Source organism: Amycolatopsis cihanbeyliensis, from assembly GCF_006715045.1.
Classification (GTDB): domain Bacteria; phylum Actinomycetota; class Actinomycetes; order Mycobacteriales; family Pseudonocardiaceae; genus Amycolatopsis; species Amycolatopsis cihanbeyliensis.
Genome location: NZ_VFML01000001.1, coordinates 6,084,328 through 6,102,226 on the forward strand (window position 1 = coordinate 6,084,328; position 17,899 = coordinate 6,102,226).

The following is a 17,899-nucleotide window of genomic DNA, read 5'->3' on the forward strand; positions in this document are numbered from 1 at the left end:
CGGGGCATCCCAACGAGCCATAGTCATCGTCTATGAGCGCGAATCGACACGACCGGGTCAATGGGCTTCTGCCGGACCGGTCCGCGCTGGTAGGCAGGCTGTGGTGGCCGGTTGCGATCGGAGGTCGATGTGCGCGGAGCCCGTGGTCTGCTCGGTGTCCTGGTACTGGTCGCGGGCGTGGCCGTGGCCCGGCCCGCCGTGGCGGCGCAGACCGTCGAGGAATACGTGGCGCTCGGTGACTCCTACTCCTCCGGCCTCGGCACCGGGGACTACGACCGGCCTGGTGGGAGCTGCCATCGAGGGCCACGGGCGTACCCGGCGCTGTGGGCGGCGCGGCATCCGGACGTGGAGTTCCGTTTCCTGGCCTGCTCCGGGGCGACCACCGTCACCGTCGCCACCCGCCGCATGCTCGAGGCGCTCGGCCCGGAGACCGGGCTGGTTACGCTGACCGTGGGCGGCAATGACGCGGGTTTCGTCGACGTGATGACCACCTGCGTGCTGTCCGGCGACCGGGACTGTGCGCGCAGGGCCGGCCGGGCGGTGGAGTTCGTGCGCACCGAACTGCCCGGCCGGCTGGACCGCACCTATGCGGCGATCGCCGCGCGGGCTTCCTCGGCGGAGGTCGTGGTGTTCGGCTATCCCAGGCTGTTCGAGATCGGTGCCTGTCCCGGCGGGCTGAGCCGGGCGAAGCGGGCAGCGTTGAACGAGGCCGCCGACGCACTCGCGGCGACCACCGAGCAGCGGGCGGGCGCGGCCGGATTCACCTTTGTGGACATGCGCGATCGGTTCGCCGGGCACGGTGTCTGCGCGGCCGACCCCTGGATCAACCCACTGACCTCACCGCTGATCGAGTCCTACCACCCCAACCGGCTGGGCCACGCCCGCGCCTACCTCCCCGCCCTCCTCGCCGCTGCGCGCTGAGGAGCGGTACGCGCGAACCCCGCCGCCGGGGCGCACGCGTCCACGAACGCGACACGATAGCCGGTGGACAGACGGTGTTTCACCGCAGGAAACCGGGGCCGGATCGCCCGCCGGTATCGTCTCCGCCGTGGGAACACTGGCACGACGGCTGGGTACGGCGGATGCCGTCGTGATCGGGCTCGGTTCGATGATCGGTGCCGGGGTGTTCGCCGTTTTCGCGCCTGCCTCCGCCGCCGCGGGTACCGGCCTGCTCCTCTCCCTTGCCATCGCCGGTGTGGTCGCCTACTGCAACGCACGCAGCTCGGCCGTGCTCGCCGCCCAGTACCCGGTCTCCGGTGGCACCTACGTGTACGGCAGGGAACGGCTCGGCCCCTGGTGGGGCTTCACCGCGGGCTGGGGTTTCGTCATCGGAAAGACCGCGTCCTGCGCGGCGATGGCGCTCACCGTCGCCGCTTACGTGGCTCCGGAGTTCGCCAGGCCGGTCGCGGCCGCCGCCGTGCTCGCGCTGACCGTGGTCAACTACTTCGGCATCACCAAAACCGCCGGGCTGGCCAGGGTCCTGCTGGCCGTCGCACTGGTGAGCATCGGCGCGGTGCTGGTGGCCGTGTTCGGTGGTGGCCAGGTGGACGCCGGGAGCCTCGGCGGCGGGTGGACCGGTGGGGTCACCGGAGTGTTGCAGGCGGCGGGTCTGCTGTTCTTCGCCTTCGCGGGCTACGCGCGGATCGCCACCATGGGAGAGGAGGTGCGCGATCCGGGACGGACGATCCCGCGTGCCATCAGCGTGGCGTTGGCGGCGGCGCTGGTCCTCTACGCCGTGGTCGCCGTGGGCCTGCTGCTCGTGCTCGGCCCGGAGGCGCTGGCGCGTTCACGTGCACCCCTTGCGGATGCGGTACGGGCCGGTGGCATGGACTGGCTCGCACCGGCCGCGCGGATCGGCGCCGCCGTGGCTGGCCTCGGCGCGCTGCTGGCGCTGATCACCGGAATCGGGCGCACCACGCTGGCCATGGCCCGCAACCACGACCTGCCAGGGTGGATGGCCGGGGTGCATCCGCGCCGCCAGGTGCCGCACCACGCGGAGTCGGTGCTGGCGGTGGTCGTATGCGTCCTGGTGCTGACGCTCGACCTGCGCGGCGCCATCGGCTTCTCGTCGTTCGGGGTGCTGGTGTACTACGCCATCGCCAATGCCTCGGCGTTCACCCTGCCCGCCGGCCTGCGCCGAATGCCCCGGTGGCTGCCCGTGCTCGGGCTCGGTGGTTGCCTGCTACTGGCCGCCACCCTGCCGTGGCAGTCGGTGCTGGCGGGCGTCCTGGTGTTCGCGGTCGGTCTGGGCGGGCGGGCCGTGGTGCGCGCCCGCCGAGCTTGACCGGTTACTGCTCCGTGCGCTCGCCGCCGCGGGTCTCGCCGATGACGGGTGGGACGGTCTTACCGACGCCGTCGGTGCCGAAGTACTCGTTCGGGTCGTCCTCCTGGAGGTACTCGGCCCGCTTGTGGTCCTTGTCCTCCTCCTTGTTGCCACGGCCGCCGCCGGCCGCCCCCATCGGGGCGCCCGCGCCGCGTGCCCCGGTGCCGCCCTGGCCGCCGCGGGCGAACTCGTTGGCCGAGCGCGCACCCGGCTCACCGGCCCCGGTGCCGCGGCCGGGACCCGCCGGTGTTCCCGGGGAGCCGCTCCGGGGCGCCGGCATACCACCGCGGGGGGCGCCGGTGCCGCCGGTGACCCTGTTGCCCGCGCTGCCGGAGCCGTAGCCCCCGCCACGGCCGGTCGAGCCGAAGCCACGGCCCGGCTTGTCGCGGGTGGTCTCACTGCCGAGCCTGCCGAGGTTGCTGCCGCCACCCGGCGCGACGGCGCCGCCCATGCCACCGCCGCCGCTCGCCGCCGGACGGCCCCACTGCCCGCCGGGCTGCGTGGTCGGGTTGTTGCCCTGCGGGTTCGGTCCCGCCCCGCTGCTGGTACCGGGGCCCGGCGCCACACCCGCCCCGCCGGGCGGTGGCCCGGCGGGGCCACCGCCCATCGGGGCGCCCGGACCACCCGGCGCCGAGATCGGTGGCCCGCCACCGAATCCGGAGGTCCGGGTGCTGCTGTCGATCGAGGAGGGGGACGTGGAGTCGCCCGGCTGCGGGGCGGAGGAGAAGGTCGGCTGGGTGGAGCCGGTGCTGTACAGCGCTTGATCCCGCGCCTGTACCACGGCGGCGGCCCGCTCGTGGGCCTCCTGCCGCAGGCGGGCCTGCCGCTCCATGTTCGCCAGCACGCCGAGCTGCTTGCCCCAGTCACCGTTCTCGGCGTGCTGGTTGGCCTGCGCGATCGAATCCTCGACCGGCATGCCCGCCGGTTCCGGCATGTTGTTCTTGGCCTGGATCAGCGTGGCCGACTGCTGGGAAAGGCGGTTGGAGGTCAGGTGGGACGCGTTGGCGGAGGAGTCGGACCAGTCGGCGAGGGCGCCGAAGAACGCGTGTGCCTTGGCGGCCCCCTCACCCTGCCACTCGGCCTCCTCCTTGGCGGACGCCCTGCGGAAGGAGTCCGCGAGCTGCTTCTGCGCGTTGCCCAGGTCGTTGGCGATCATGCCTTGCTCGTCCACGCTGGCCGGGTCGACGGCATCGTTGACGATGGAGATCAGCTGCTCGTGCGGCCGGCTCCGGTAGTCGTGATCGGAAGGATCGAGCCCGGAGCGGAACTCCTGGCTGGCCAGCAGCCGCTCGGCTTCGGCGGCCGAGTACCGGCCGGCGACCTGTTGCGCGTTGGCCGGGTCCACCGGCACGGCGCCGCGCGCCACACCGGGTGCGCCGTGGTGCGCGGCGTCGGCGTACACCTCACCCTCGTAGGACCGAGGCGTGTATCCCTCCGACATCGCGACTCCCTCCCTGGTCACTGCACCTTCGGAAGCATCGGTTCAAGCTCTTCGGCATATTTCTTGGTGTCCGTACACGCGTCAAAATCCGCGCTGCCAACCGGGCTCACACCGACTATCGCGCGGGCGCTCTCGGAAACTTTCATGGCTATATCGCAAAATCCGTCCGAGTCGTGGGATCGTAAGGCTTGGCGACCGTTGATCTTGATTTCGACTGAGTCTGGGTCAGTCCGGCGGAACTCTTCTAATCCCTGAACGGGATCCAGGACCACACCTGCGGATCCGTATCGTGTTTTGGTGGCGACGCACTCGTTGCGCGCGGTCTTGTTCTCACCTGGCTGGAATCCGTCCCCGGCGACAAGCTCATCGAGAACGCCGCACGCGTTCATGTTAGCGAATACGTTCTGATTGCCAACTGACGGTGCAGATGTTGTGCTGGAATCTCGCTCTGCGGGGGTCGCTGTCCCGGCTTCCTTGCCTGAGCAGGCCGAGATTCCTAATGTGCCGATCACGATAACGATCGCTGTCAAGTGCTTCCGTCGGATTGCTGATCTTGTCATGTCGATTTCAGCTGTCTGTAGCGGTGAGAAATGGGCCAAGCTTTTGGTTAGCGTCTTCGTCGGCCGCCTTGTAGTTACGTCTGGCTATCTCAAGTGCTTCTCGTGCATGGCCAAGGCCGTCTTTGAAGCTATTGAAAGCTGGGACCAGCGACCGCTCGTCAGAGTCAAGAGCCATCAGCACGTGTTGCGACACTTGGCGGGCGTACTCGTCGTCTCCCAGCATTGGTTTCCTTGCCAAGTTACGTACGCGATGATGCAGCCCGCTTACCTGCTGCTCAGCCTCATCGACGGCGGCCAGGAAGGCCTGGCCCATCTCCTCGCTGACCGCCCAGCGGCCCGCCTTGGCCTCGCCGAGCATGCCCTTGGCGTCGTCGGCGAAAGCCTTGGCCTGCGCCTCACTGTCGGCACCGGCGATGATGCTCTGCAGGAAGCTGTTACCCGCGTCGCCCTCCGCCATGCTGCCCCTCCCTGAGCTCAAGGCTTGGTCACCCGATCGCGTACCTAGAGTATCAACGTGGGCTCAATCCGTCCCCACTTCGAGGGCGCCACTGAGCCGTTCACGCAGCCACTGGGCGATGCGGCGGTTGTCCGCGCCGGTGAAGGTCTGCCGCAGCGCGCCGTCGGGAAGCTGCTCGGTGACCGCGAAAAAGCGGCCGTCGTCGGTGTCGAACCAGGTCAGCGACCCGAGTTGCTGCTCACGCCCCCGGCGGACGTGGGTGTCCGGCTCGCGGACCGAGCAGGAGATGATCCCGTAACGCAGCATCGGTGCGGTGAAGAAGTGCTCGATGGCCTTCCGGTTGTTGGCCTGGACGCCCTCGTCCTCGTCGGTGACCGGCAACGCGTCCTCGTCCTGCTGCCCGGCCCTCGGCGGGGTGAGGATGGTGGCCGGGTTGTGCCGAAGGGCCGGCCATTCGGGCAGGAAGGACACCATCTCCGGCACCACCTGCTCCGGGCGGAGCCGTTCGAACAGCAGCTTGTCGCCCGACTGCTGGGAGATGAAGCCCAGTTTGCCCCGCCAGCCACCCCGGTACAGGTATCGGACGTCGGTCGCGGTCACCGTGGCCACCTGGGTCACCAGCACGTGTGGCGACGACCAGGCCCGCAACAGGTCCTCGACCTCCGGATGCAGGCTGTCCCCGATGGCCAGCCCGTTCTCGCGAAGGCGTGCCCAGGTGCGCGCACGCTGCTCGGTCCGTTCGGTGAACGTGGGGCTCGCGTACGGGATCTCGTACGGGTACACCCAGCGGCCGAGGCGCAGATCCTCTTCCAGGATGTCCAGTTCTTCCAGGTGCGCGCTGAACGACGCCGCCAACTCCGAACCCCCTACCGCCGACACGACCGATCACTACGGTACGACGGCCAACGGTAGCGCACGGTCGTCAGATGATCACTCGGCTCGCCGTTCAGTGACGAAGCTCGCTCACGAACGCGGCCCACGCGGTCCGGTCGAACGTCAGGGTCGGGCTGGGGGAGCGCCGCTTGCTGTCCCTGACCTGGACAGCGGCCCCGGCAAGCCGAGCCTCGACACAACCGTGGGCGTTGTTGCTGTAGCTCGACTTGAACCAGTCGGTCTGGTGGATCTTGCGGCGAGGGACCTGCATCGGGTCATTCTAGGTCTTTTGCGGTCTGTTTGATGAGTTCGAGCGAATCGACCGGGTTCAACGCCACGTCGGTAGCGCTGGCGTGGGCGATGTCGTACTCCTTCACCTGCACCGGATCTTCGATGAGCTGCATGGATGTCACCATTTCCACCCACGCGATGCTGGGCAGGTTCGGTTTGGAGAAGCTCAGCACATGGAAGCTGCCGTCCAGCGCATCGTGCCCCGGTGCCGCGAACGGCACGATCAGGACGGTCAGCAAGGCCGGATGATCCTCGATCCGCTGGACCAGGTGCAGGAGCTGGCGGCGCAGCACCTCCGGGCCACCGATCTGCTGCCGGAGGGCGGCCTCGCTCAGCACGGTGATCAGTTTCAGCGGATCGTCGCCGTCCAGCCGCCGTTGGCGGGTTAACCGTGCCTCCACCCGGCGACCCGCTTCGGCGAGCCGGGCGTTGGGACTGCCCGACTCGATAATCGCCTGCGCGTACTCGCGCGTCTGGAGCAAGCCATGGATGAGGCTGCTGTTGAACGTCAGGATGGTCTCCGCGCCATGTTCGAGGCCGAAGAACCGCAGGACCTCGGGGGCGAAGAGGCCGCTGAACTTGGACCACCAGCCGCGGTGGCGGGCGACCTCGCGTAATTCCTCGAGCTCGGCCGCCTCGTCCTCGTTGAACTCGTAGGCATCCGCGATCTGGCCGAGCTTGGCCTCGGGCACGTTCTTCTTCCCGCTCTCCACATCGCTGAGGAAGGTGGGGGAGAGGCCGATCAGCTTGGACGCCTTGGTGCCGGCGAGGCCGAGCAGTTCGCGACGTTCGCGTAGCCGCAGGCCCAGGTCCCAGCGCGCGACGACGGGTGATGACGGTGCCATGGCGTCCCCTCTGTTGCCGATGCCACCACCAAGTAGTAGTCATCCGGCGCCGGGTTTGCCATCACACGATCGGTGGATAACGCTAGTGAATTCACCCACGCTGGCTGCGCAGGAAGACCGCCCACGCCGTCCGGTCGAACTCGAGGATCGGGCCGGGGGTGCGGCGCTTGCTGTCCCGGAGTTGTACCCGGGGACCGGCGAAACGTGCCTCGACGCAGGAGGAGTTGTTCGCACTGAACGACGACTTGAACCAGCCGGTGTGCCTATCCGTCATCTCAGCTCCCTTGCGACCTGGGTGATCAGGTCCACGGTCGCCCTCCGGTCGAGTGCGGTCTTCTCGATCTCCGCGTAGGCCAGGCCGTACTCCCGGACCATCAGCGCGTCCGCGATGAGCTCGGTGGAGGTGACCGTTTCTTGCCATACCAGGGTAGCGACTTTGCCGGAAGGGAACGTCATCAGGTTGAACGAGGAGCCGCCCATCGCGTGGTGGCCGGTCGCGGTGTACGGCACGATCCGGACGTCGAGGTTGTCCGGATGGTCCTCGATGAGCCGCAGCAGGCGATCGAGCTGCGCCGCGAGCACGGCAGGACCGCCGACCTGCTGCCGGATGGTGGACTCGCTCATGATCGCGGTCAGTTGTAGCGGATCCGCGCCGCTCAGCCGCCGTTGCCGGATCATCCGGGCCTCCACCCGGCGGTCGACCTCGGCCAGCCGGATGTTCGGGCTGCCCGCCTCGATGATCGCGCGGGCGTAGTCCTCGGTCTGTAGCAGTCCGTTCATCAGGCCGTTGTCGAAGGCGCAGATCGACTCGGCGCCGTGTTCGAAGCCGAACAGGCGCAGCAACTCGTCGCTGAACAGCGCCGTGAACTGGTTCCACCAGCCGCGCTGCGCGGACGCGTCGCGCAGGGTGCGTAGCTCGGCTGCCTCGTCCTCGGGCACCTCGTAGATCTTGATCAGCGCGTTGAGCTTGTCCACGGGCAGCTTCTTCCGGCCGTGCTCGGCCGCGCTGAGGAACTGCGCGGACAGCTCGAGCCGCTTGGCCACCGCGGAACCCTTCAGGCCCACCAGTTCACGCTTCTCGCGTAGTCGTTGCCCAAGGTCCCAGCTGGCCACGGTCGGGGACGAGGGCAAGGCGCTCTCCTTCTCGGTAGCTGCGACGACCCCGCGAATGCTAGCGGTCACTCGGCGTCGGCAACGGCCCCCGATCGTGTCATTGACTCGGTTAATCAACCGGTCGATGCTACCTGACAAGGTTGATAAACCGAGTTGAGGTGAAAATATGATCCATGCGCTACCGGCTACGACGGCTGAGCCGGGGTCGCCTGGTTACCTGTCCGACTGGTATCGCGGGCAAGGCTGGCCGGTCGAGGTCGCCGGGGAGTCGGTCGCCCTCGCGTCCTCGAATCGGGTGTGCCTGCTCGTGGTCGACTGGCGGCAGGCGCCCGGCCTGATCACGCGGCTGGACGAGGTGCGCAGGCCCGCCGCGGCCCTGCTGCGCTACGGCGAGCCGGACGAGATCGTCTTCATCGTCGCCCGCACCGGGATCCCCTGCCCGCTTCCCGCGGGACTGCGGCCGGTCGCCGGGCCGATGCCGTTGCCGCCTGTCCCCGGTGTCCGCTGGGCGGTCGCGCCATGGGACACGCGCGGGCTGTGCCGGGACATCGACGTCGTGCACGCCCTCGGGCGGTCGCGATGAACCCATGCCGAACCAGGAGGTTGAATGAAGCGTCGATCGGTCACCAGGGTCTGGCCGTTGCTGCTGCTCGTGCTCGGCGGCGCCGGGGCGCTCGCCATCGCGCTCGCGCACGCCCTCGCACCGGATCCCGCGCCGGACACCGGGCCGAACTGGCCGATTGCCAGCGGGCTGCTCACTGAACCATCGTCCACAGTGGTCACAACATCCGCGATGAGCCGCCCCGACGACGAGATCGACCAGGTCAAGAAGCTGGCGGGCGGCCTGCAATCGAACCTCAATTACAAGAACCTGAACGGTCTGCTGCTGAGCGCCTGCGAGAGCGGCAAGAAAGGCAACGCGGCCAGGGACGACCTGCTGCGCACCCTGCCGATGCTGGACCCCGCCGACCCGAATCAGGCCAGGAAGGCCCACTTCCGGCTCGCCGACCTCACCGCCGACCCGCACGAGGGGTACCACCTGCTGTTCGAGGGCGCCTATGCGGACGGTTCCGGGCCGGCGCTGACGATCCGGTTCCGGGTCTACGTGGACCAGGGTGTCGCCGCCTGGTGCGGCGTGGGTCACTGAGTATAGACGATAATGATTGTCATTTGTATTCTCTTTGCGTGACCCCGCAGCAGAGCCGCGTGCCCGCGCGCCCGTTGCCGTCCCGTCGCGCGCTCACCCTCACCATCGGTGTGCTGTCGGCGATCCTGGTGGTGTCGGTGGTCGTCGCGATCACGCTGGGGCCGACGGTGATTCCACTGGCCGACAGCCTGCGCTACCTCGGCGCGGCGCTCACCGGGGGCAGGATCGACCCCGCCGAGATCACCGGGTACTCGATCATCTGGCAGGTGCGCACCCCGCGCGTGCTGCTGGCCATGGTGGTCGGCGCCGGGTTGAGCGTGATCGGCGTGGCGGTGCAGGCCATGGTGCGCAACGCGCTGGCGGACCCGTTCATACTGGGCGTCTCCTCCGGCGCCTCGGTCGGGGCGAGCGCGGTGGTGGCCTTCGGCCTGTTCGCGGGACTCGGGGTGTACGCCCTGTCCGCGGCGGCCTTCCTCGGCGCGCTGCTCGCCTCCGTGCTGGTGTACCTCGCCGCCCGCAGCCGAGCCGGACTCAGCCCGCTGCGCCTGGTGCTCACCGGCGTCGCGCTCGCCTACGGATTCCAGGCCGTGATGAGTGTGATCGTGTTCTTCGCCCCCTTCGGTGAGGCGGCGCGCACCGTGTTGTTCTGGCTGCTCGGCAGCCTTGGCGGAGCCACCTGGGGGTCGCTGCCCATCGCGGCGGTCGCCGTCGGGTTGGCCATCGTGTTGCTGCTGCGCCGGGGCCGGTCGCTGGACGTGCTCGCCATGGGCGACGAGACCGCGGCCAGCCTCGGCGTGGATACCGCCGCCCTGCGCCGTGGCTTGTTCCTGCTGACCGCGGTGGTGACCGGCGCGCTGGTGGCCGTCAGCGGTGCCATCGGTTTCGTCGGGCTGGTCATGCCGCACCTGGTGCGCATCCTCGTCGGCGCTGCCCATACCAGGGTGCTGATCATCGCCCCGTTCGCCGGTGCGATCTTCCTGGTGTGGGTGGACCTGGTGTCTCGCACCCTGGTCGCGCCGCGCGAGCTGCCGCTCGGCGTGATCACCGCGCTGGTCGGCGTCCCGGTGTTCGTCACCTTGATGCGCCGCCGTGGCTACCTGTTCGGAGGCCGTTGACGTGCGCCTCACCCTGGACGCGGTCTCCGTCGAGATCGCCGGAGCGACCCTGCTGCGCGAGCTGAGCCTGAAGGCGGACAGCGGTGAGATCCTCGGGCTGATCGGACCCAACGGCAGCGGCAAGTCCACCGCGTTGCGCTGCGTCTACCGCGCGCTGCGACCCACTGCCGGAACCGTGCTGCTGGACGATGTGGACCTGGATACGCGTTCACTACGGGAAAGCGCCCGCTCGATCGCCGCGCTCACCCAGGAAAGCAACACCGAGCTCGATTTCACCGTCGCGGAAGTGGTGGCGCTGGGGCGTTTCCCGCATCTGCACGGGGGCAGGGCACTGGACGAGCGGGAGCGGGAGCTGTGCCGCGAAGCCATGCGGCGCACCGATGTCGTCCACCTCGCCGAACGGGGTGTGCTGTCCCTCTCCGGCGGCGAGCGGCAGCGGGTGCTGATCGCCCGTGCTCTCGTGCAGGAACCGGAGGTACTGGTGCTGGACGAGCCGACCAACCACCTCGACGTGCGGCACCAGGTGGCCCTGCTGTCCTTCCTGCGCACCTGCGGGCTCACCGTCGTGGTCGCGCTGCACGACCTGAACCTCGCCGCCGCGACCTGCGACCGGCTCGCCGTACTCGACGCCGGCTCGCTGGTCGAGGCGGGCCCACCCGCCCAGGTGCTCAGGCCGGACCTGATCCGGCGGGTGTTCGGGGTGACCCCCTCGGTGGTCACCCACCCGGACACCGGCACCCCGCAACTGCTCTACGAGCTCATCGACCCGTCCCCGACAGAGTCCCCGGCAGAGTCCCCGACAGAGAGGTCTCACCAGTGAAACGCAGTATGCCCATCGTCCTCGCCTGCTCCCTGCTCCTCGCGGGCTGCGGTGCCGATGTCGCGTCGGAGGCCGGAGCGGGGCCGGACACGGTGACGATCGAGAACTGCGGCAAGACCATCGACTATCCCGTCCCGCAACGCGCGGTCGCCTACGACATGAGCGCCACCGAACGAATGTTCGCGCTGGGGCTGGCCGATCGCATGCGCGGCATCGTCATGCCGTCCACCACGGAGGGGCCGGTGTCCCGCTCGCCGTATCGCGCGGACTACGAATCCGTGGAAACCCTCAGCACCGACGTGCTCAGCAGGGAGGTGGTGATCGGAGCCGAGGCGGACTGGGTGCTGGCGGGCTGGCAGTCAGGTTTCAGCGAGGAACGTGGTGTGACCCCCGCGCTGCTGGACCAGGTGGGCATCCAGAGCTACATGTACACCGAGACCTGCTACAACTACGGAACCGACCCGATCACCGTGCCGCCGCTGGAGGCGCTGTACACCGACCTGGAACAACTCGGGAAGATCTTCCGGGTCGAGGACCGGGCCGAGCGACTGATCGCGGACCTGAAGGCCAGGGCGGCCACCCTGGAGCGCAACCAGCCCGACGGCGAACCCGCACGGGTGTTCGTCTACGACTCCGGCACGGACAAGCCGTTCACCTCCGGTGCGCAGACCGCGCCGAATGTCATCGTGTCGCTCGCCGGCGGGCGCAATATCGTCGGTGACCTGGACGAGCGATGGACCACCATCGGCTGGGAGTCCGTTGTGGACGCCGCGCCCGAGGTGATCACCGTGGTGGACTACGGGGACCAGCCGGTGCAGGACAAGATCGCCTTCCTGAAGTCCTTCCCCCCGCTTGCCGAGTCACCCGCGGTGCGCAATGACCGGTTCTACGTGCTGGATTACGGCGAGGCCGTCAGCGGGCCGCGGAACATCGAAGCGGCCGAGAAGTTCGGCGAGTACCTGCGTTCCATCGGACGCTGACCGAACCCGCGAAAGGAAGCATGGTGACACTCGACGCACCCGGCACGGTCGGGCAGTTGACGGCCGAGGTCCTGCGCGGCATGGCCGGGCCGCCGCCGGCCGGACTGGTGGCGACCAGCGTGTTCTGGCTGCACCACGGGACCCGGCTCGCCGGTGGTGACACCACCTACCTCAACCAGTACGTGCTGGTCCGGCTCGGCGGTTCCTTCGGCGCCTGCGCGTTCGAGGAGGGGGAACTCGGCCCGGAGGTCTGCCGCGAGTTCTCCGGTGCCGCGCTGGACTCGCTGCTGTCCGAGGGACCCACCGCGCTGCGGATCGCCGCGCTGGACGCCTATCTGGCCGAGCTGCGCCCACACCGCGAGGCGCCGGACGCCGAGCGGGTCGAGCTGCCCGCGGGGCCACCCGAGGTGCGCGCGCGGGCACGGGACGCCGCCGTTGCCGGTCTGCTGGACATCCGGTCCGGCGCGAGAGTCGGGCTGATCGGTGTGGTCAACCCGTTGGTCGAGGCCATCCGGCAGCGGGGAGGTGACTGCCTGCCCTGCGATCTCAACCTGCGCAGGACGCAGTGGGGCGATCGGGTCACCGATTCGATGGATGAGGTGCTGGACGTCGCCGACTCCGTGGTGGCGACCGGGATGACGCTGAGCAACGGCAGTTTCGACCGGATCCTGCGCCGCTGCCGGGAGCGAGCCCTGCCGCTGATCGTCTATGCCCAGACCGGGAGCGCGGTGGCCCGCGCGTTCCTCGGCTCCGGGGTGACCGCGGTCTCCGCGGAGCCGTTCCCGTTCTCCCAGTTCAGCGCCGAACCCACGGCGCTGTACCGCTACCGCGCGGAGGCCGCGGTATGACACCCCTTGTGTCAACTCGCGGCAGTCACGGTGACCACAGGGCGCGCCCTCGGCCGGAGGCCCCGCTGTCGGGGCGGCGGGGCGCGTGCCCCGGTGGTCATACGCTGGGTCGTGCCGGGCGCCCTGTCGACACGGTCGCGGACGCGCGCGAAGTCGCGAAGGAGCATGCATGACCGTGGCCGAACCGGTTCCCGGTGACCTGCGGATGATCCGGACGCTGTGGCCGGTGCTGCTCGCCTCGGCCGTCGGGCTGGTTCCGTTCACCGTGTTCAGCACCTTCCTGGTGCCGATCGCGGGCGAGGCCGGTACCAGCGTGGCGACCATGGGCAGCCTGCGCGGGCTGGGCGGCCTTGCCGCGCTGCTGGTGGGCACCGCACTCGCCCCGCTGATCGACCGGGTGCCGAGGGAATGGACCGCGGCGGGCGGACTGGTCCTGCTCGGACTGTCCTCGGTGATCGGTGCGCTGGGCGACCTGCTCGCACTGGCGGCGTTCTGCCTGCTGATCGGCGCGGCGACCGCGGTGCTCAACCCGGCGCTCGGCGCCGCGGCCGCCGACAGGTACGGCTCCGGTGCGGCGGCGGGACGCGCGGCCACCCTGGTCACCGCCACGCAGTCGCTTACCGCGATGCTCGCCGCCCCGGTCGTGGCGCTGCCCGCGTTGCTGTGGGGCTGGCGGGGTGACCTGATCGCCCTCGGTGCGGTCGCGGTGCTGCTCGCGGTGATCCTGCTCGGCAGGCGAGGCGAGGCCGTGGCCGAGTCGGACCAGCCACGGCTGGGCTACCTCGCCTCCTTCCGCGCGCTGGCCGCGGTGCCCGGCGCGTTGCCGCTGGTGCTGGTGGCCGCGCTGCGCACGAGTGCCTTCATGGGCTACCTCGCCTACCTGGCCGCGTTCTACGACGAGCGGTTCGCGCTGTCGCCGGAGGTGTTCGCCTTCGTGTGGACGCTGTCCGGGGCCTCCTTCTTCGTCGGGAACCTGCTGGTGGGCAGGTTCATCAACGCCGCGGGCGCGAGCACCCGGATCGAGGCGGTGCTGGTGGGTGGGCTGGTGGTGGCCCTTGCCGCGATCATCGGCTTCTACTTCTCGCCGGTGCTGCCGGTCGCGCTGGTGCTCACCGCGGTGCTCGGCCTGGCCCACGCGACCGTGGCGGCCTGCGTGGTGAGCCTGCTGGTGCATCGCAGTGGCTCGCTACGCGGATCGGCGCTGAGCATCAACGCGGCCGGGATGAGCCTCGGCGTGTTCGCGGGTGCCGGCCTCGGTGGTATCGGGCTGGGCCTCGGTGGCTATCCCGGTACCGCCGCGGTGTTCGGTGGGCTCACACTGGTGGCGTTGCTGGCGGGGGCGATGGTACTGCGCGGCCGATCCACCGGACCCGCATGAGGGGCACGGGGTACGCGCCCTGCCATCATGGCGAGATCCTGCAGGGCGCCTTCCGGGAGGCCGACGGATCGGTGTGCCGCGGCCTGGTCACCCTGCCGATGCGCACCCTCGGCACCAGGGCCGAGTTCGTCCGGTTGCCCGGCACGACATCGGACGAACTCGAGGTCCTGCCCGCGGACCGCACCAAGGCCGCCAAGGCGGCCAGGCTCGCCGTGGCCGAGTGCGCCCGGCACCGACCGTGTGGCGGGCGGCTGCGGCTGCACAGCGAGGTGCCGATCGGGTTGGGAATGGGGTCCTCGACCAGCGACATCATCGCGGCCGTGCACGCGGTCGCGGCCAGTTTCGGTACCCGGCTACGGCCGGCCGACGTGGCCAGGTTGGCCGTGCGCGCGGAATGCGCGAGCGACCCGCTGATGCTGGAGCATCGACCGCTGCTGTTCGCGCAGCGGGAGGCGCGGGTACTCGAGATCCTCGGTGAGGCGCTGCCTCGTGCCCTGGTGGTCGGGTGCATCACCGGCGGCGGCAGGCCGGTCGACACGCTGGCTCTCTCCGCCACGTACGGCCCGGCGGAGGTCGAGGCCTTCGAAGGGCTCAGGACCGCGCTGCGCAAGGCGATCGCGAGCGCCGATCTCGCGCTGCTTGGTCAGGTCAGCACGGAGAGCGCGCGGCACAACCAGCGGGTGCTCGCCAAGGAGGAGTTCCCTGTGCTGGCGGAGGTCGCCGCCACCAGCGGTGCCGCCGGGGTGCAGATCGCGCACAGCGGCAATGTCGCTGGCCTGCTCTTCGACCCGGACGCCCCGAGGCTGTGGCCACGGGTGCGCGGGTGCGTGCGCGCGTTGCGGGCCAACGGCATCACCGTCACCAGGGTGTTCAGCAGTTCGGGAGGACGGGAATGCACGAGCACATCGCCGACGCGATCGCCGAGCCGGAACTGGTGCACGCCGGAGACGGCCTGGTCTGCCTGCGGTTCGAGACGATGAAGGTGGTCTCCGCGCTCGCTGCGGTCCGGCACCTGCTCGCCGAGGGCACCGTGCGGCCGGGGGACACCCTGCTGGACAGCTCCAGCGGCATCTACGCCTACGCGCTCGCGCTGGCCGCGCATCGGTTCGGGCTGCGCTGCCATATCGTCGGGTCGACCACGGTCGATCACACCCTGCGCACCCAGCTCGCCGTGCTCGGGGCGCGGCTGGAGCAGATGGAGCCCTCCAGCGACCTCAAGCTGGACCAGGACCGCAGGGTACGGCGGGTCCGCGAACTGTTGCGGGAGAACCCGGACTACCACTGGATGCGGCAGTATCACGACGACATCCACTATCGTGGCTACCTGGCCACCGCGGAGCTGATCGAGCGGGAACTCGACCTCGACCGGCTCACCGTGGTCGGCGGGGTCGGGTCCGGGGCCTCCACCGGCGCGCTGGCCCGGTTCCTGCGGGAACGGTCGTCCTCGGTCGAGCTGGCCGGGGTGCAGCCGTTCGGCAGCATCACCTTCGGCTGCGAGCACGTGCACGACCCGGAGATCATCATCGCCGGGATCGGCAGCTCGATCCCGTTCGGCAACGTCTCGCACGAGCTCTACGACGCCATCCACTGGATCGGCTTCGAGGCGGCGCTCGCCGGGAGCGTCGACCTGCTGCGCAGGCACGCCGTGTTCGCCGGGCTGTCCACCGGGGCGGGTTACCTCGCCGCGCGCTGGGAACGCGACCGCGAACCGGATCGGACCGTGCTGTTCATCGCCGCGGACACCGGACACCGGTACGTGGACTCCGTTTTCGCCAGGCACGACGAGGCGCGTCGGGTCGAGGACTTCGATCCACACGACGTGTCCACAATGGAGGAACTGGCGTTGCCGTGGTCCCGGATGCACTGGGGAAGGGCCTCGGCGCCCCCGGCGGCGATCTTCACCTGATCGGCAGAGTTACGGCATCCGGCCGCGGGCGGCCCGGCGGACAGTGCCTTCGGCTCCTGACCGGTCCACTCGGATACGGGAACGGCGAACTCGCGCGCGTGGGGGGCAAACTCGGGTACGTGGGGGGCAAACTCGGGTACGTGGGGGGCAAACACGCGTGCGTGGGCGGCAAACACGCCGGGGGACCTGGGGTCAGGTGACCTGGAAGGTGGTGAGCACCGCCGCGTGGTCGGAGGTCCACTCGTTGTCCTCGTGGTTCGGGGCGGGCTCGGGGTCACCGGCCACCACGGCGCGGGATTCGGTGACCGCCAGCTCGCCCGCGAAGTGCACGAAGTCGATCCGGTCCTGCGGTTCCGGCTCGCCCTTGTGCTCGTCGTACCCGTATCCACCCTGGAAGGTGGGGAAGATCGGCGACCAGGTGGTCCCGGGTTCGGCCACCGGGTCCGGGTTGGCGACCCGGAACGAATCCCGCAGCCCCGCCCGCCGCGGCAACACCGAGGTGGGCCAGTCGACCGAGGAGTAGCCGCACCGCCGGGTGCCCGGGGTCCAGTCCAGGTGCGAGGGGGCGTTGAAGTCGCCGGTCAGCAGTACCGGTGTCGCGTCGGACTCCGCGAGCTCCGGCCGCATCGCGGCCAGCACCTCGGTGATCTGCCCGGTCCGGCCGGACCGCTGCTCGTTGGCCAGCAGTTCCTCCCGGCTCATCCCGCCGAAACAGGCGTCGTAGGGGCCATAGGGCGTGTAACCGAGATGGACGTTCCACAGCACGACGTCCTGCCCGCGCTGCTCGTCGATCCGGATCCGCGCGCTCATCCCGGCCAGCCCGGACTCCGCGGGCGACTCGCCGCGGCCGACGATCGGGTACCTGCTGATCACGGCCAGGTCGTGGCCTGCCTGGTAGTAGTCCCAGCCGAGTGCCTCGGCGAGCACCCTGCCCGAGGCCGAGGAGGTCTCCTGCATCCCGACCGCGTCCACATCGGATTCCAGTAGGAAGCGAAGTTGCTTCTCCCGTGCCCCGTTCACCTGGCTGCCGCCGTGCCAGAGGTTCCAGCTCAGCACCTTCAGCTCCGGCACCAACCTGGCTCCCGGCGGCCGGACCTCGATCCTGGCCTTCGCGGTGTCCTTCTCGCCGCGGCCGTTCCGTGCCTCGACCCGGAGCGTCGAGGTCTTCGCCGAGTAGGCGGGGTGCGGCGTCCCGGACACCGTGCCGTCCGCGGCGACGGTGACCCATCCCGGCCCGGACAGCTTGCGGAACCGCAGACCCTGGGTGTCCCCGCGGACCAGCCCGCGCACCGTCGCCCGGTACGGGGCCTTCGCGCGCGCGTTGCGCAGGTCGAACTCGCCGGTCACGAACCGCGGTGGCGCGGCACTGGTCAGCCGCAGGCGCACCGGCTCGGCCAGCCACCGGTACCCGTCCTCGGCCAGCCCGTACACGATGTAGTCGCCCGGCTCGAGCCCTTCGGTCGGCAGGGTCGCGGTGCCCTCCGCGTCCGGGATGTACACCCAGCGCAGCGAGGGACCGACGTAGGTCTCGTCCACCGGCCCGTTGCCCGGCTCGGTGTAGAGGCCGAGCCAGTTCTTCGGGTGCGGGCGTGGGGTCGTGTACTCCACGGTGATCGGCTGCCCTGCGCGCACGGTGTCCCGCGCCAGGGTCAGCGTGCCGTCCGGCGCGGCGGCGGCCGGCGCCGCGACCACCCCGAGCATGGTCAGCACCGCCAGCAGCAACGTGCTCAGCCTGCGCACCCTAACCTCCTCGAATCGGGGAGACCCCATCGTGAGCCGGACCCGTGATCGGAATGTGGACC

Annotated in this window: 20 protein-coding genes; 11 read left to right on the forward strand and 9 right to left on the reverse strand. The window is 69.9% G+C overall.

What is annotated here, in order from left to right:
• Window positions 1–111: 111 nt before the first annotated feature.
• Both FB471_RS27810 and FB471_RS27815 read left to right on the forward strand, forming a co-directional pair.
• Window positions 112–921 (forward strand): SGNH/GDSL hydrolase family protein, encoded by an 810-nt coding sequence (locus FB471_RS27810; protein ID WP_246076627.1) that lies wholly within the window; start codon window positions 112–114, stop codon window positions 919–921.
• Window positions 922–1,048: 127 nt separating this feature from the next.
• On the forward strand, window positions 1,049–2,284 hold the full coding sequence (locus FB471_RS27815) for an APC family permease (RefSeq protein WP_211358159.1): 1,236 nt from the start codon (window positions 1,049–1,051) through the stop codon (window positions 2,282–2,284).
• Between the two features lie 4 nt (window positions 2,285–2,288).
• Here the strand turns inward: FB471_RS27815 and FB471_RS27820 are convergent, their stop codons facing one another.
• From FB471_RS27820 to FB471_RS27855, 8 genes are all read right to left on the reverse strand, one after another.
• Window positions 2,289–3,764 carry a hypothetical protein gene (locus FB471_RS27820; protein ID WP_142001259.1) on the reverse strand — a complete coding sequence of 492 codons (1,476 nt, stop codon included), beginning with the start codon at window positions 3,762–3,764 and terminating at the stop codon, window positions 2,289–2,291.
• Window positions 3,765–3,781: 17 nt separating this feature from the next.
• Complete coding sequence (locus FB471_RS27825) at window positions 3,782–4,294, reverse strand: DUF3558 domain-containing protein (protein ID WP_142001260.1); 513 nt, start codon at window positions 4,292–4,294, stop codon at window positions 3,782–3,784.
• A gap of 37 nt (window positions 4,295–4,331) precedes the next feature.
• Window positions 4,332–4,781, reverse strand: a complete 450-nt coding sequence (locus FB471_RS27830) for a hypothetical protein (protein ID WP_142001261.1) — start codon at window positions 4,779–4,781, stop codon at window positions 4,332–4,334.
• A gap of 63 nt (window positions 4,782–4,844) precedes the next feature.
• Entirely contained in the window at window positions 4,845–5,660 is an 816-nt protein-coding gene (locus tag FB471_RS27835) for an ESX secretion-associated protein EspG (RefSeq protein ID WP_142001262.1), read from the reverse strand.
• Window positions 5,661–5,727: 67 nt separating this feature from the next.
• Complete coding sequence (locus FB471_RS27840) at window positions 5,728–5,925, reverse strand: DUF397 domain-containing protein (protein WP_142001263.1); 198 nt, start codon at window positions 5,923–5,925, stop codon at window positions 5,728–5,730.
• Window positions 5,926–5,929: 4 nt separating this feature from the next.
• Window positions 5,930–6,790 (reverse strand): DUF5753 domain-containing protein, encoded by an 861-nt coding sequence (locus FB471_RS27845; RefSeq protein ID WP_142001264.1) that lies wholly within the window; start codon window positions 6,788–6,790, stop codon window positions 5,930–5,932.
• 91 nt (window positions 6,791–6,881) lie between these two features.
• Window positions 6,882–7,064, reverse strand: a complete 183-nt coding sequence (locus FB471_RS27850) for a DUF397 domain-containing protein (RefSeq protein ID WP_142001265.1) — start codon at window positions 7,062–7,064, stop codon at window positions 6,882–6,884.
• Entirely contained in the window at window positions 7,061–7,921 is an 861-nt protein-coding gene (locus FB471_RS27855; RefSeq protein ID WP_142001266.1) for a helix-turn-helix domain-containing protein, read from the reverse strand. The genes FB471_RS27850 and FB471_RS27855 overlap by 4 nt, the downstream gene beginning before the upstream one ends.
• 148 nt (window positions 7,922–8,069) lie before the next feature.
• On the opposite strand from FB471_RS27855, the gene FB471_RS27860 reads away from it, so the two are divergent.
• From FB471_RS27860 to FB471_RS27900, 9 genes are all read left to right on the forward strand, one after another.
• Window positions 8,070–8,486: a hypothetical protein gene (locus FB471_RS27860; RefSeq protein ID WP_142001267.1), complete on the forward strand. Its 417-nt coding sequence runs from the start codon at window positions 8,070–8,072 to the stop codon at window positions 8,484–8,486.
• Between the two features lie 24 nt (window positions 8,487–8,510).
• Complete coding sequence (locus tag FB471_RS27865) at window positions 8,511–9,050, forward strand: hypothetical protein (protein WP_142001268.1); 540 nt, start codon at window positions 8,511–8,513, stop codon at window positions 9,048–9,050.
• Window positions 9,051–9,088: 38 nt separating this feature from the next.
• A complete protein-coding gene (locus FB471_RS27870; RefSeq protein ID WP_246076628.1) occupies window positions 9,089–10,165 on the forward strand; it encodes a FecCD family ABC transporter permease in 1,077 nt (358 codons plus the stop codon).
• 1 nt (window position 10,166) lies between these two features.
• On the forward strand, window positions 10,167–10,985 hold the full coding sequence (locus FB471_RS27875; protein WP_142001269.1) for an ABC transporter ATP-binding protein: 819 nt from the start codon (window positions 10,167–10,169) through the stop codon (window positions 10,983–10,985).
• A gap of 8 nt (window positions 10,986–10,993) precedes the next feature.
• Entirely contained in the window at window positions 10,994–11,965 is a 972-nt protein-coding gene (locus FB471_RS27880; protein ID WP_211358160.1) for an ABC transporter substrate-binding protein, read from the forward strand.
• A gap of 23 nt (window positions 11,966–11,988) precedes the next feature.
• Window positions 11,989–12,813: a Rossmann-like domain-containing protein gene (locus FB471_RS27885; protein WP_246076629.1), complete on the forward strand. Its 825-nt coding sequence runs from the start codon at window positions 11,989–11,991 to the stop codon at window positions 12,811–12,813.
• A gap of 169 nt (window positions 12,814–12,982) precedes the next feature.
• The gene (locus tag FB471_RS27890) at window positions 12,983–14,191 is read left to right on the forward strand and encodes an MFS transporter (RefSeq protein ID WP_246076630.1); all 1,209 of its coding nucleotides are present in this window, start codon (window positions 12,983–12,985) and stop codon (window positions 14,189–14,191) included.
• Window positions 14,188–15,171, forward strand: coding sequence for a GHMP family kinase ATP-binding protein (locus FB471_RS27895; RefSeq protein WP_142001271.1), 984 nt, complete (start codon window positions 14,188–14,190; stop codon window positions 15,169–15,171). Before FB471_RS27890 ends, FB471_RS27895 begins: the two co-directional genes overlap by 4 nt.
• Window positions 15,084–16,097 (forward strand): pyridoxal-phosphate dependent enzyme, encoded by a 1,014-nt coding sequence (locus FB471_RS27900; RefSeq protein ID WP_142001272.1) that lies wholly within the window; start codon window positions 15,084–15,086, stop codon window positions 16,095–16,097. The genes FB471_RS27895 and FB471_RS27900 overlap by 88 nt, the downstream gene beginning before the upstream one ends.
• 192 nt (window positions 16,098–16,289) lie before the next feature.
• Here FB471_RS27900 and FB471_RS27905 read toward each other — a convergent pair whose 3' ends face one another.
• Entirely contained in the window at window positions 16,290–17,837 is a 1,548-nt protein-coding gene (locus FB471_RS27905; RefSeq protein WP_211358161.1) for an endonuclease/exonuclease/phosphatase family protein, read from the reverse strand.
• Window positions 17,838–17,899: the final 62 nt, after the last annotated feature.